The organism is Chelatococcus sambhunathii, from assembly GCF_001418005.1.
GTDB lineage: Bacteria > Pseudomonadota > Alphaproteobacteria > Rhizobiales > Beijerinckiaceae > Chelatococcus_A > Chelatococcus_A sambhunathii.
The window spans coordinates 24,633-37,981 of record NZ_LIOL01000007.1 but is presented as its reverse complement, the minus strand read 5'-3'; the positions used below and the strand labels follow the sequence as shown (position 1 = coordinate 37,981).

Here is a 13,349-nt window from a genome sequence, read left to right as displayed (position 1 = left end):
ACTTGAGTGCTGCCACGGATCAGCCTCCGTAAGGCTCGAATACAAGGTCGCGGGTCACAATGACCCTGACTGGAAAGCCCGACCGAACGGTCAGCGTCGGAGCGACTTGCAACTGGCGCTGGATGATCTGCTGCCCGGCCTGGTTGATGGTGTCCTGCGTCCCGTCGCGGATGGCGCGGATCAGGCGGTCCTCGTCGCTGGTCGCGAGCTCCGTGCCGACCCCGAGCAGGGTCGAGAGCCCGGCCGCCTTCATCAGATCCCACCAGTGGTAATCGACGCCGTCCTCGAGACCGGCATAGCCCTGGGTGTCGGCGCCGGGCTGGCGTTCCAGCACGATGGAGCGGCCGTTCGGCAAAATGAGCCGGTTCCAGACGAGCAGCACGCGGCGCTGGCCGAACTGCACGCTGTTGTCATACTGGCCAATGATGCGGGTGCCCTGGGGCACGAGCAGGAATCGGCCGCTCGGGCTGTCGTAGATGTTCTCCGTCACCTGTGCGGTGATTTGACCGGGCAGATCGGAACGGATGCCGGTGATGAGCGCGGCCGGGATGACCGCTCCGGCCTGAAGCACATAGGGCGAAGCCGGCGGCACGACGCGATCTGGCGCGACCGTGCGCCGGTCCACGGCGGCATTGAGGAACGCCAACTGGCGGTCCTGCGCCGTCGGCTGGCCGTTGAGGCCGAGGCCAGCGAGATTCGGTGCGGTCATCCCGCCCGGCGTTCCGGCGGTGCTCGCGGTTCCGGGGGCTGTCTGGAAGAAGACGCGCGAGGTTCGGGCGGCCTCTTCCTCAGCCAGCCGGCGGCGTTCCGCGTCGTCAACGGCCGGCGCCGTCATCGGGGGCGGCACGACCGGCTGACCCCGTGTTTGGGCGTCGAGGATCGGACGGCCGAGATCGCCGGGCAGCGGCGGGCCGAGGACCGGCCCGGTGTAGTCGCGCGGCAAGCCCGCGAGACCATCGGCGGTTTGCCGATTGGTCGTCGAATAGAGTTCCTCGTTGCTGCCACCGCCATCGCGGGTCTGAAGCGCATAGATCAGGGCGCCACCGAGGCCGACCAACGCGACGGCCCCTACACTGGCGAGCACCTTGCGCGACAGGCGGGTGACGCGTGGCGGCTCGGCGCGAAGCCGCATCGGTGCGGCCGCATCGGTTTCGGTATCGGTCATGACGATGGCCTCCCATCGGTGCGGACAATCCTGACGGTCTGCTGGCGGTCGCCACTGCCAAGGCGCAGCTCCGCCGCGCCGAACAGGCGGTCGATGATCAGGATGTGCTGGTGAATGCGGCTGTTGACGATCTGCGCCTCGCCATTCGAGCCGAGAACGAAGATCGGCGGCATCTCGCCCTGCACGATCCCGCGCGGGAACTCGACATAGACCCTGCGGCCATCGTCATAGACGGCGACCGGCTTCCACGCCGGATTGTCGCCAGTCAGGCCATAGCGGTAGTTGCGTGCCGCCACGGCCGGGATGACTGGCGTGGCGGGAACGGCCTGGCGTTGTCCTGCGGGCGGAGCCGGATAGGCCCATGCAACGGCGGGCATGTAGAGCGCTTCGCGGGCGCGCAGTTCGATCATGTAGGTGCGCCGGTCGGTGGTGACGACGAGGTTGGTTGATATCTCCGGGCGCGACGGCTTCACGAGGATATGGACGCGGCGGGTCGTTCCCGAACCGCTCTCGGTGTCACCGATGATCCAGCGGGCCGTGTCGCCGGCCGCGATCGGGCCGGCACCGGTCAGGCTCTCGCCCGGTTCCAGCGCGATGTTGGTGATCTGGCCCGGCGCGGCATAGACCTGATAGAGCGCGCCCTCGCTCCACGGATAAATCTGGATGGCGTTGTAATAGCCCTCGCGACGCGGCTCGACGCGGGCGGCGGCATTGGCGTTCTCGACACGTGCGGCCGGGGTGCCGGCCGCATTGCCGCCGCGCGCGACCGTCCAGGCCGGCGGGACGTGCAGAGGCCGCGGCCGGTCATCGGTGGCGGCTGCGGGCACCGCCGGCAGAGGCGGCACGTTGTTGTCGTAGCTGATTTCTGGCGGCTTGTAGGTCGCGCAGCCCGACAGCACGGTGGCGGAAAGCAGCAAAGCCGCGAAGGTGGGTTTACGGAGAACCGGAATGCCGGATGTGTGGATCGTCGGTCGGCTCACTGGCTCATCTCCCGCGACCAAGAGATCGCATTGACGTAGATGCCAAGCGGATTGGCTCGGAGCCGTTCGGCATCACGCGGCGGCTGGATCACGACGGTCAGGATCGCGGTCCAGCGCTGCGTCGAGGAGATCTGGCCGTTTTCGTAGTGACGCTCGGTCCAGGCGACCCGGAAGCTGTCAGGGGAAGCGCGGATGACGCTCGACACCTCGACGGCGATCTGTTGCCTGCCGACCTTGGTGAACGGGTCGTTGGCGCGGGCATAGTCGTTGAGCGCGGCAGCGCCGCGATCGGTCGTCCATTCATAGGCGCGCAGCCAATTCTGGCGCACGATGATCGGGTCGGCGGGGATGCTCCTGACCTGTTCGATGAAGCGGCCGAGGTGCCACGCCACCTGAGGATCGGTCGGACGGTAGTCGGCGGTCGCGGGGGCGACCGTCTGCGCCTGGCCGAGATTATCGACCTGCACCACCCACGGCACGACGGTCCCGCGTGCCGACTGCCAGACGAGCGCGGCCGCGAAACCGGCAGAGAGGATTAGCGATCCGAAGGCCATGTAACGCCAGTTCTTCGCCTGCACGCGGGCGGAGCCGATACGCTCGTCCCAGACCTGTGCCGCGCGCTGGTATGGCGTCTCGGGTTCCGGCGTCTTGCCGTAATGGGTTGCCGGTCGCTTAAAGAGGTTCATGAGCGGTCGCTTTCGGAGAGATTGACGGAAGAGCCGGAGCCGTGGCTATCGCCGGAACGGACGGCGTGCGCGGTCGTTTGGACGGCGTGGCCCATATGGCTGGATTGGCGCATGCGCTGCGCCCAGCCAGGCGATGCATTGGATGGCTGGGTCGATCCGGACGGAGATTCGGCCGCGTCGCCGACCGTGCCCATGGTCGAGGAGCCGCCAGTCGCGCCGAAACCGGCCTTCGCGCCATCGGAGAAGCTGGACTGGACGCCTGTCATCGCGCGGCGAAGCGGTGACGTCGCCGCCCCGCCGGCCGCGCGCGCAACACCACTTAGCCCGGATGCGACACCGGCCGCGCCGGACTGTCCAAGCGAGCCGAGGCTGTAGGCGGCCGAGACGGCGCCGGCTGCGGTCGCACCGCCACGCACAGCGGCCGCGCCTGTCGAGAAGGCAGCAGCGCCTCCTTTCGCGGCTAAGCCGGCGGCGGCGCCGCCCGCAAGCACTATCCCGCCGGCGGCAAGACCGGTGCCGACCGCGGCGCCCGCCCCGAGCTGGGGACCACCGCTGACGAGACCGGATGCGATGCCGGGGCCGAAAATTCCGAGGCCGAGCAGCGACATCGCGGCCAGCACGACGGCCATGGCGTCATCGATGGTCGGTGTCGCGCCGCCGAAGCCGGCCGTGAACTGGCTGAACAGTGTCGAGCCGATGCCGATGATGACGGCGAGCACCAGCACCTTGATGCCGGACGAGATGACGTTGCCGAGGACCCGTTCGGCCATGAAGGCGGTCTTGCCGAACAGGCCGAAGGGGATCAGGACGAAACCGGCCAGGGTGCTGAGCTTGAATTCAATGAGGGTGACGAAGAGTTGGATGGCCAGAATGAAGAAGGCCAGAATGACCAGCGCCCAGGCGAACAGCAGGCAGGCGATCTGGATGAAGTTCTCGAAGAAGGCGATCCAGCCCATCAGGTCCGAGATGGATTCGAGCAATGGCCGGGCGGCGTCGAGGCCGGTTTGGGCCACCTTTCCCGGCCGCATCAGATCCTGCGCGGTGAATCCCGTGCCGGACGCCTTGAGGCCGAGCCCCGCGAAGGAATCGAAGACGATCTTCGCCAGGTTGTTCCAATTGCCGATCAGATAAGCGAAGACGCCGACGAACAGGGTCTTCTTGACGAGCCGCGCGATGATGTCGTCATCCGCGCCCCAGCTCCAGAACAGCGCGGCGAGCGTCACGTCGATGACGATGAGCGTTGTCGCGATGAAGGCGACCTCGCCGCCGAGCAGACCGAAGCCGGAGTCGATATAGCGGGTGAAGACCCCGAGGAAATTGTCGATGACGCCGGCGCCGCCCACGGTTCACCGCCCTTCGTTGGAGGCGGGCGATGCGGGCGCCGGCGTGGAGCGCAAGAACCGGTCGCGGGTCTCGGCCCAGACGCGCAGACATTCGCTATCCTCGGCCGCCTTTTGTCCGAGCTGCTGGCACCGGCGCTGACCCTCGCGCAGCGGGTCACGTTCGGTCTGAAGGGGACGCGCCGGTTGTGATGTCGGCGGATCCTGCTCGAGGGTGAGCTCAATCACTGTCGCCGTGATGGCGATGGCGACGAACACGACGGCGCCGAGTCGAGCGAACATCCTGCCGTCCATTCGCTCGCCCTCAATTGCCGCTGTTGAACATTTGCGCGTTGCCGGGCTGGTAGCCGCTGCCCGGCGTCAGAAAGCGGCGGCGCTGCTCGCGCCCCTGTGCGGCGGCCGCGGCCCGCTCGGCCTCCGTCAGCGCGCCGGCGCGGCCATTGGCCGAGATCAGGGCGATAAGGTCGGAGAGCTGTTGCGATTGGAGGGCGAGAAGCTGGTTACCGGCCTGGGTCGCCTGCAACGCACCGGTTGCCGACTGGCTCTGGTCGACGAGGGCCGACATCTGCGTGCGGTTCGTGTCGATATTGCCGACGACGCCGGCCTGCACGCGCATCGCGTCCTGAAGACCGCCGACGGTGTTCTGCCAGCGCGAGCGCGCATCGGCGACGAGCTGCTGGTCGGTCGCGGAGAGCAAGACGTTGCCGTATTTCTGCTGGAACGCCTGGTCGATCTGCTGGACGTTGAAGGCGATGTTCTGGGCTTGGCTCAGAAGCTGCTGCGTGCGGCTCACCGATTGCTGGATCTGCTGAAGAGCGGAGAACGGCAGGCTCGCAAGGTTGCGAGCCTGATTGATGAGCATCTGGGCTTCATTCTGAAGCGAGGTGATCTGATGCGTGATCTGCTCCAGCGTGCGCGCCGCCGTCAGGACGTTCTGGGCATAGTTCGACGGATCGAAGACGATGATGGCGTGAGCCGGCGTCGCGAGCATCGGCGACAGCGCCAGCGGCATGGACAGGATCGATGCGGCAATGAGCGCCCCGTGCGAGTGACGGATCATCATGGTTTGGTCTCCAGGTTGTCGAGGTTGGGAATGAGGTCGAGCGCCCATTCGGCGCCGCGCAGGCGCAGCCAGGCGGCGAGAAAGCTGTCGCGGCCGTGCTCGGCGACGAGGTCGGCGATCAAGGTCTGGTCGGATTTGGAGGAAGCGGCGCAGAGCGCGAGGCCAACTTCGGACAGGCCTAGCTCGAAGAGCCGGTTGCCCCGCCGCGACTGGCAGTAATAGTCGCGCTTCGGTGTCGCCCGCGCGAGGATTTCGATCTGCCGGTCATTGAGGCCGAAGCGGCGATAGATGGCCGTGATCTGCGGTTCGATGGCCCGCTCGTTCGGCAACAGGAGCCGCGTCGGGCAGCTCTCGATAATGGCGGGTGCGATGGATGAATTGTCGATGTCGCTGAGCGACTGCGTGGCGAAGATCACGCTGGCGTTCTTCTTGCGCAGCGTCTTCAGCCATTCGCGGAGCTGGCCGGCAAATCCCTCGTCGTCGAGCGCTAGCCAGCCCTCGTCGATGATGAGCAGCGTCGGCCGTCCGTCGAGCCGGTCACTGACGCGATGGAACAGGTAGGAGAGCACGGCCGGGGCAGCGCCCGTGCCGACAAGGCCCTCGATCTCGAATGCCTGCACTTGCGAACTGCCGAGATGTTCCGTCTCGGCGTCGAGTAGGCGGCCATAGGCTCCGCCGACGCAGAACGGCCGAAGTGCCTGCTTCAGGTCGTTGGACTGCAATAGCACCGCGAGGCCGGTGATGGTGCGTTCCTCGAGCGGTGCGGAGGCGAGCGAGGTCAGCGCCGTCCAGATATACTCCTTCACCTCGGGCGTGATCTGGATGCCCTCTCGCATGAGGATGGCGACGATCCAGTCGGCCGCCCAAGCACGCTCGTAGGTGTCGTGGATACGCGCGAGCGGCTGGAGGGAGACGGAGGCGTCCGAACCTTCCGTCAGCCCGCCGCCGAGATCGTGCCAGTCGCCGCCCATGGCGAGCGCCGCCGCCCGGATGCTGCCTCCGAAATCGAAGGCGAAGACCTGGGCGCCCTCGTAGCGGCGGAACTGGAGCGCCATGAGCGCCAGCAGCACGGATTTGCCGGCGCCGGTGGGACCAACGACGAGCGTGTGACCCACGTCGCCGATGTGGAGGGAAAGCCGGAACGGAGTCGATCCCTCGGTCTTGCCGTAGAGCAAGGGGGGCGCTCCGAGATGGTCATTCCGTTCCGGCCCCGCCCACACGGCAGAGAGGGGGATCATGTGGGCGAGATTGAGCGTCGAGATCGGGGGCTGCCGGACGTTCGCGTAGGCATGTCCCGGCAGCGAGCCGAGCCAGGCGTCGACGGCATTGACCGTCTCAGCCATGGCCGTGAAGTCACGGCTCTGAATGACCTTCTCGACCAGCCGCAGTTTCTCGTCGGCCACGCGAGGATCAGTGTCCCAGACCGTGATGGTGGCCGTGACATAGGCCATGCCGGCGACATCAGCGCCGAGCTCCTGCAAGGCCATGTCGGCATCGGCGGCCTTGTTGGCGGCGTCGGTGTCCACGAGCGTGGACGCCTCGTTGGTCATGACCTCCTTGAAGATCGCTGCGATCGACTTGCGCTTGGCGAACCACTGCCGCCTGATCTTGGTCAGCAGTCGGGTCGCGTCGGTCTTGTCGAGCAGGATCGCCCGCGTGCTCCAGCGATAGGGAAAGGCCAGCCGGTTCAGCTCGTCCAGGAGGCCCGGCGTGGTGGCGGTCGGGAAGCCGATGATGGTGAGGATGCGCAGATGTCCGTCGCCAAGGCGGGGCTCCAGCCCACCGGTCAGCGGCTGGTCGGCGAGCAGCGCGTCGAGATAGATCGGCGTTTCAGGGACGCGCACGCGATCGCGGCTCAGGGAAACGCAGGAATGCAGATAGGTCAGCGTCTCGGCGTCATCGAGCCAGCGGCAGGACGGCATGAAGCCGTCGAGCAGCGCCAGCACCCGGTCGGTGCGGTCGATAAAGCCGCGCAGCACTTCATGGGGATCGACACCGGACCGCTCACGCCCCTCATAAAGCCAGGCTTCTATGCGCGCGGCGTCTTCGGCTGGCGGCAAATAGAGGAAAGTCAGGAAGTAGCTCGAAACGAAATGCGCGCCTTCCTCCTCGAAATCGGCCTTGCGCTCGGCATCGACCAATGCGGAAGCCGGATCAGGAAAGGTGCTGCTGGGATAGGTCGCGGCCTCGTTGCGCTGCGCCTCGACAAAGATGCTCCAGCCCGATCCGAGACGGCGGAAGGCGTTGTTGATGCGGCCGGCGACCGCCACCAGCTCGGCCGCCACGGCGGAATCGAGATCGGGGCCGCGAAACTTCGCGCTGCGCTGAAAAGAGCCGTCCTTGTTCAGCACGACGCCTTCGCCGACTAGCGCGACCCAAGGCAGATAGTCGGCAAGGCGGTTGGCGGTGCGGCGGTATTCGGCGAGGTTCAGCATAGCAGCACTCCTCAGACCGACAGATGGCCAGGGATGCGCAGATGCCGGCGACCAACCTCCACGAAGAGCGGATCGCGCTTCGCGGCCCAAACGGCTGCGAAGTGACCGATAGCCCAGATGGCGAGCCCGACCAGCCAGAGGCGCAGGCCGAGGCCAACGGCTCCGGCCAGCGTCCCGTTCATGATCGCAATGGAGCGCGGCGCGCCGCCGAGCAGAATGTGCTCGGTCAGCGCCCGGTGGACTGGGATCGTAAAGCCCGGCACCGCGTCGAGCTGTTCGAGGACGGCGGCCATTACACCAAGACCCCGCCGCCGAACGAGAAGAACGACAAAAAGAAGCTCGACGCTGCGAAGGCGATGCTCAGCCCGAACACGATCTGAATGAGCCTGCGAAAGCCGCCGCTTGTGTCGCCGAAGGCGAGCGTCAGGCCGGTGACGATAATGATGATGACAGCGATTATTTTGGCCACCGGACCTTCGATTGACTGAAGGATCTGCTGCAGCGGCTGCTCCCATGGCATTGAGGAGCCTGATGCGTGGGCGGCAGGTGCCAGCATCAGGCTGACGAAGAGGACAGAGGCGGCGGTCGCGACGTGGCGACGGAACTGCAGGGCTCGGCGGATCATGCGCGGTCTCCTTCAAGGGGCTGGGTGGCAGGGCGGACGCGGTAGTCGCCATCGCAACCGAGCCCCTCGACGAGGCCGAGCTCGGCGAGGCGTCGGGTCGAGCCGCGGCCGGAGAGCACGGCGACGAGATCGATCGTCTCGGCGATGAGCGCGCGGGGGACGGTGATGACGGCTTCTTGGATGAGCTGCTCGAGGCGGCGCAGCGCGCCTAACGACGTGCCCGCGTGAATCGTGCCGATGCCGCCGGGATGGCCCGTGCCCCAGGCCTTGAGCAGATCGAGCGCTTCGGCGCCGCGGACCTCTCCGATCGGAATCCGGTCGGGGCGAAGGCGGAGCGAGGAGCGAACGAGATCGGAGAGCGTCGCCACGCCGTCCTTGGTCCGCATGGCGACGAGATTTGGCGCGACGCACTGAAGCTCTCGGGTGTCCTCGATCAGCACGACGCGGTCCGAGGTCTTGGACACCTCGGCGAGCAGCGCATTCGTGAGCGTGGTCTTGCCGGTCGAGGTGCCACCGGCGACCAGGATGTTGCGGCGGTCGGCAACCGCCTGGCGCAGGATCTCGGCCTGCTCGGCGGTCATGATCCCACCTGCGACGTAGTCCTGCAGGGTGAAGACCGCGACAGCGGGCTTACGGATAGCGAAAGTTGGCGCCTGGACGACGGGTGGCAGCAGGCCCTCGAACCGCTCTCCCGTTTCCGGCAGCTCGGCCGAGACGCGCGGACTGGCGGCGTGGACCTCGGCGCCGACATGGTGCGCGACCAGGCGCACGATGCGCTCGCCATCGGCGGCCGAGAGCCGCTCGCCTGTGTCGGACAATCCCTCCGAGAGCCGGTCGACCCAGAGACGGCCGTCGGGGTTGAGCATCACTTCGACGACGCTGGCGTCTCCGAGGAAACCGGCGATCGCGGGGCCGAGTGCGGTCCGCAGCATGCGGGCTCCGCGAAGTATCGCCTCGGATTTCTCGGAAGAGGTGGCCACGTCGTCCCCGTTCTTTGTGGGACCGCGTCAGGCCGTCCCTGGATCGGGGATGATTAAGAGAACCGGAAATCGGCTCTCGGCAACAGGTTGTTTTGCTTGTCGTACCATGGCGTACAAAGACAGGTGATAGGTGGGGTCGCTGAATACTTGAGTTGCCGCAACCGGTGGCTGCTCGCCGTGGTGAACGCAGCAGGCCACCATCGAGCAGCACCTCCGCATGGTGGAGTGACAGCTGACGACCCAAGCCCGGCCATTCCGGGGGCTATGTGCTGATTCCTTAAGCGGTCGCGACAATCAGCGATATGTCAGCACGCGCGAGTAGCGGTATGGTCGCATTTGCGCGCGGCTCGCGGCAGAGCGAGTGGGCCCTATGTCGGACGCCCTTCGTCGTATTGGCGCCGGCTTTCCTGGATCGTGGCGAGGTTGTCGATTGACCACTCGGCGAGCTGCCGGAGGGTGCTGGACAGAGATCGCCCCAGATCGGTCAGCGCATAGCTGACTTGCGGCGGCGTGGTGGGCATGACGGTCCTTGTCACTAGGCCATCCCGTTCCAGCGTCTTGAGCGTCGATGTGAGCATCTGCTGGGATATGCCACCGACCTTGCGCTTCAGCTCGTTGAAGCGGTGTGGCCGCTCCCGGACGGCGACGATGACAAGGACCGACCATTTGTCGCCGACCCGGCTGAGAACCTCACTGACGGCGCGGCAACTATTCTGTCCGGCGAGCGGGGCGGTCCTGCCCATATGACCATGTCCTGAAATTATGCGTTCTTGTGAGGTCTTCTCTTGTCTCATAATTGGAGCTGGTCAGCAATCCAGACCACGTAATCGCGCCTTCGAAACGGCGTGTGGAGACCAAAAAATGCGCCTGTATTTCTATCCTGCAGCGTGCAGCATCGCCGATCACATCGCGTTGATCGAAGCCGATCTGCCATACGATCTCATGCCGATCGACCGCGACAAGCGTACACGTGACGGTAGAGACTATCTTGCGATCAACCCACGCGGTTTCGTGCCCGCCCTGGAATTGGACGATGGTTCGATCCTAACCGAGAATCTCGCCATCCTTGCTCATATCGCGGATCACAGCGGCAAATTGCTTCCGGAGGACGCGCTGGGGCGAAGCCGGGCATTGGAGGCTCTGTCCTACATGGCAACGACCATTCATGGCGGCCTCGGGCCGTTCTTCAAGAAAGCGGCCGAAGCGGAGCAAACGAAGGCGCGCAATGCGCTCACGAAGGGGTTCGCCTTTCTGGACGAGCAGATGGGAGAAAAGCCGTTCCTTCTCGGCCAGTCGATCTCGATAGCCGATCCCTATCTCTACTGGTGCCTGCTCGCGGCGGCACAATTTGAGATCGCGGCACCCGAGCGCCTTCAGGTCTATTTCGAGCGGATGAATCAAAGGCCGTCTGTCGTGCGGGCCCGTGCCGAAGAGGGGTTGTCGCCGACGGAATGATCGGTCGCGGCCAAGGATGCGGGACGCCGAGCGACGCGAGCGTTTCAATGACGTTTTGCTTCGCCCACGACGGGAAGCGGTCGGGCGGCAAAGTCCCACGACCGGTCATTCGCAGCCTGGTGCGCGGCCCGACACGCCGCCCGTTCCGCTTTTTTATCAGGTTCATCGACGCTTTATCGCGTCTCCGGTATGGGGCTGATGTCCTCGGAAATCTCCTGCCGCAGCTTCGGGCCTTTGGCGAGTCTGCGCCCTAACGCGGCAACGAACGCGTCATAGCGCTCGCCCGCCTGGGCCCGCGCGGCGGCCTGCGCCGGTTCGGGCAAAGGCGGGTTGGTGGTGAGCCAGAAGCGCACGAAGACGGCGAGCGTCTCGACCGAGATGCCGAGGTCACGCTCCATCCGCGTCATGCGGCGATCGAACTGGTCGAGACGCTTGGTCGCGGCGGCCTCCTGGCGCTCGGCGGCGTCCGGCGACAGGAACGATGCGATCGCTGCTTCGGCGATCAATGACCGCGACTGATCGCGGCGCGCCGCATGGGCGGCGAGCGCCTTCATCACCTCGGGTTCGAGATAGACCGACAGGCGCTGTTTCTTGGGAGGCTTGGACATAGCCGTCTCACAGCTCCATGCCATCGTTCGGATCGAGCGAAACCTGACGGGCGACGCCCTGCATGATCTGGTTAGCGCGGCTGATGCGCGCGATGTCCTCGTCGGCCTCGTCTTCGAAGCCGGCCTCGAACTCGTTCTCAGTCGGCACCTTCTTCTCGACCGGGGCGGCGCGCCCCAACTCGGGCTGGTGGCGCCGCTCCGATCCAGTCGGATCTTCGTCGCGGCTCCCGGTCGCGATAGCCGCTTCGGTTATCGCAGCTTTCGGCCGAGCCGGAACCGGCAGGCTGCTCCAGTCGTCGGTACTCGGCCGTGTCGAACCGATCAGCCCGGGTGGCGGCATAATCCGCTCGTTGAAGCGGCAGTCCTCGAAGTATCGGGCTTTCTTCGCGCGGATCGGCGGCGTGCCGGCGACCATGACGATCTCGTCGGTCGGCGGAAGTTGCATGATCTCGCCCGGGGTGAGCAGCGGCCGCGCGGTCTCCGAGCGCGACACCATCAGGTGGCCGAGCCAGGGCGAGAGGCGATGGCCGGCATAGTTCTTCATCGCGCGCATTTCAGTCGCGGTGCCGAGCGCATCGGAAACCCGCTTGGCGGTGCGCTCGTCGTTCGTCGCGAACGATACCCGGACATGGCAGTTGTCGAGGATCGCGTTGTTCGGTCCGTAGGCCTTCTCGATCTGGTTCAGCGACTGGGCGATCAGGAAGCTTTTCAGCCCATAGCCCGCCATGAACGCCAAGGCGGACTCGAAGAAGTCGAGCCGCCCGAGCGCCGGAAACTCGTCGAGCATCAGGAGCAGCCGATGCCGGTTGCCTTTAGCGTTGAGGTCTTCGGTCAGGCGCCGGCCAATCTGATTGAGGATCAGCCGGATCAGCGGCTTGGTCCGGGCGATGTCCGAGGGCGGCACGACAAGGTAGAGGCTGGTCGGCTGGCGGGCGCCGACGATGTCGGCGATGCGCCAGTCGCAGCGGCGAGTCACCTCGGCGACGACGGGATCGCGATAGAGGCCGAGGAAGGACATGGCGGTCGAGAGCACGCCGGAGCGTTCGTTGTCGGATTTGTTGAGCAGCTCGCGCGCGGCCGACGCGATCACCGGATGGGGTCCGCTCTCGCCGAGATGGGCCGTCTTCATCATCGCCGCCAAAGTCGATTCGATCGGCCGCTTGGGATCGCTGAGGAAGGCGGCGACACCGGCGAGCGTCTTATCTTCCTCTGCATAGAGGACATGGAGGATCGCGCCGACCAGGAGCGCGTGGCTGGTCTTCTCCCAGTGGTTCCGCTTCTCGAGGTTGCCTTCCGGGTCGACTAGGATGTCGGCGATGTTCTGAACGTCGCGGACTTCCCATTCGCCGCGGCGCACCTCGAGCAATGGGTTATAGGCGGCCGACTTCGCATTGGTCGGATCGAAGAGCAGCACCCGACCGTGGCGGGCGCGGAAGCCGGCGGTCAGCGTCCAATTCTCGCCCTTGATGTCATGGACGATGGCCGAGCCCGGCCAGGTCAGCAACGACGGCACGACCAGGCCGACGCCCTTGCCGGACCGGGTCGGCGCGAAGCACAGGACATGCTCGGGGCCGTCGTGCCGAAGATAGGCGCGGTCATATTTGCCGAGCACCACGCCGTCTTCGCCGAGCAGGCCGGCGCCGCGCACCTCGTCGTCATGTGCCCAACGCGCCGAGCCGAAGGTCTCGGCGTTCTTCGCCTCGCGAGCCCGCCAGACCGACATGCCGATCGCGACGGCGATCGAGATGAAGCCTCCGGAGGAGGCGATATAGGCGCCCTCGACGAAGATCGGCGGTGCGTAGGCGTCGTAGAAATACCACCACGGAAAGAAGGACCACGGATAGTAGATCGGCCAATGACCGAGCATGAACCACGGCGGTCCGAGCTGGGACTGGAAGCCGAGCCGGTAGGCTGTCCACTCCGTGGCGGTCCAGGTGGTCAACACGACGATGGCGAAGACCGTGAAGATCTGGCCCCAGAGAATTTTAGTGGCGGACATGGCTGGTCCTTTC

General features: G+C 65.9%; 14 protein-coding genes. 1 reads left to right on the top strand and 13 read right to left on the bottom strand.

What is annotated here, in order from left to right; all coding sequences use genetic code 11:
• Positions 1–19: 19 nt before the first annotated feature.
• The 11 genes from ASC46_RS14200 to ASC46_RS14150 form a co-directional block, all read right to left on the bottom strand.
• A complete protein-coding gene (locus ASC46_RS14200; RefSeq protein WP_055459966.1) occupies positions 20–1,165 on the bottom strand; it encodes a TraB/TrbI/VirB10 family type IV secretion system protein in 1,146 nt (381 codons plus the stop codon).
• Entirely contained in the window at positions 1,162–2,145 is a 984-nt protein-coding gene (gene trbG, locus ASC46_RS14195; protein WP_055459965.1) for a P-type conjugative transfer protein TrbG, read from the bottom strand. The genes ASC46_RS14200 and trbG overlap by 4 nt, the downstream gene beginning before the upstream one ends.
• Positions 2,142–2,831, bottom strand: a complete 690-nt coding sequence (trbF, locus tag ASC46_RS14190; protein ID WP_019404641.1) for a conjugal transfer protein TrbF — start codon at positions 2,829–2,831, stop codon at positions 2,142–2,144. Before trbF ends, trbG begins: the two co-directional genes overlap by 4 nt.
• On the bottom strand, positions 2,828–4,174 hold the full coding sequence (gene trbL, locus ASC46_RS14185) for a P-type conjugative transfer protein TrbL (protein ID WP_019404640.1): 1,347 nt from the start codon (positions 4,172–4,174) through the stop codon (positions 2,828–2,830). The genes trbF and trbL overlap by 4 nt, the downstream gene beginning before the upstream one ends.
• Before the next feature lie 3 nt (positions 4,175–4,177).
• Entirely contained in the window at positions 4,178–4,465 is a 288-nt protein-coding gene (gene trbK-alt / locus ASC46_RS14180; RefSeq protein ID WP_019404639.1) for a putative entry exclusion protein TrbK-alt, read from the bottom strand.
• 10 nt (positions 4,466–4,475) lie between these two features.
• The gene (gene trbJ / locus ASC46_RS14175; RefSeq protein WP_019404638.1) at positions 4,476–5,234 is read right to left on the bottom strand and encodes a P-type conjugative transfer protein TrbJ; all 759 of its coding nucleotides are present in this window, start codon (positions 5,232–5,234) and stop codon (positions 4,476–4,478) included.
• A complete protein-coding gene (gene trbE, locus ASC46_RS14170) occupies positions 5,231–7,669 on the bottom strand; it encodes a conjugal transfer protein TrbE (protein WP_055459964.1) in 2,439 nt (812 codons plus the stop codon). The genes trbJ and trbE overlap by 4 nt, the downstream gene beginning before the upstream one ends.
• Before the next feature lie 11 nt (positions 7,670–7,680).
• Positions 7,681–7,962 carry a VirB3 family type IV secretion system protein gene (locus ASC46_RS14165; RefSeq protein ID WP_019404636.1) on the bottom strand — a complete coding sequence of 94 codons (282 nt, stop codon included), beginning with the start codon at positions 7,960–7,962 and terminating at the stop codon, positions 7,681–7,683.
• On the bottom strand, positions 7,962–8,294 hold the full coding sequence (locus ASC46_RS14160) for a TrbC/VirB2 family type IV secretion system protein (RefSeq protein ID WP_019404635.1): 333 nt from the start codon (positions 8,292–8,294) through the stop codon (positions 7,962–7,964). The genes ASC46_RS14165 and ASC46_RS14160 overlap by 1 nt, the downstream gene beginning before the upstream one ends.
• Positions 8,291–9,226 (bottom strand): P-type conjugative transfer ATPase TrbB, encoded by a 936-nt coding sequence (gene trbB, locus ASC46_RS14155; RefSeq protein WP_019404634.1) that lies wholly within the window; start codon positions 9,224–9,226, stop codon positions 8,291–8,293. The genes ASC46_RS14160 and trbB overlap by 4 nt, the downstream gene beginning before the upstream one ends.
• Before the next feature lie 416 nt (positions 9,227–9,642).
• The gene (locus ASC46_RS14150; RefSeq protein WP_019404633.1) at positions 9,643–10,017 is read right to left on the bottom strand and encodes a winged helix-turn-helix transcriptional regulator; all 375 of its coding nucleotides are present in this window, start codon (positions 10,015–10,017) and stop codon (positions 9,643–9,645) included.
• 118 nt (positions 10,018–10,135) lie between these two features.
• On the opposite strand from ASC46_RS14150, the gene ASC46_RS14145 reads away from it, so the two are divergent.
• On the top strand, positions 10,136–10,729 hold the full coding sequence (locus ASC46_RS14145) for a glutathione S-transferase N-terminal domain-containing protein (RefSeq protein ID WP_019404632.1): 594 nt from the start codon (positions 10,136–10,138) through the stop codon (positions 10,727–10,729).
• 173 nt (positions 10,730–10,902) lie between these two features.
• On the opposite strand, the gene ASC46_RS14140 is transcribed toward ASC46_RS14145, so the two are convergent.
• Both ASC46_RS14140 and ASC46_RS14135 read right to left on the bottom strand, forming a co-directional pair.
• Positions 10,903–11,337 (bottom strand): ribbon-helix-helix protein, CopG family, encoded by a 435-nt coding sequence (locus ASC46_RS14140; protein WP_019404631.1) that lies wholly within the window; start codon positions 11,335–11,337, stop codon positions 10,903–10,905.
• A gap of 7 nt (positions 11,338–11,344) precedes the next feature.
• Complete coding sequence (locus tag ASC46_RS14135; RefSeq protein WP_019404630.1) at positions 11,345–13,336, bottom strand: conjugal transfer protein TraG; 1,992 nt, start codon at positions 13,334–13,336, stop codon at positions 11,345–11,347.
• Between the last annotated feature and the right edge of the window lie 13 nt (positions 13,337–13,349).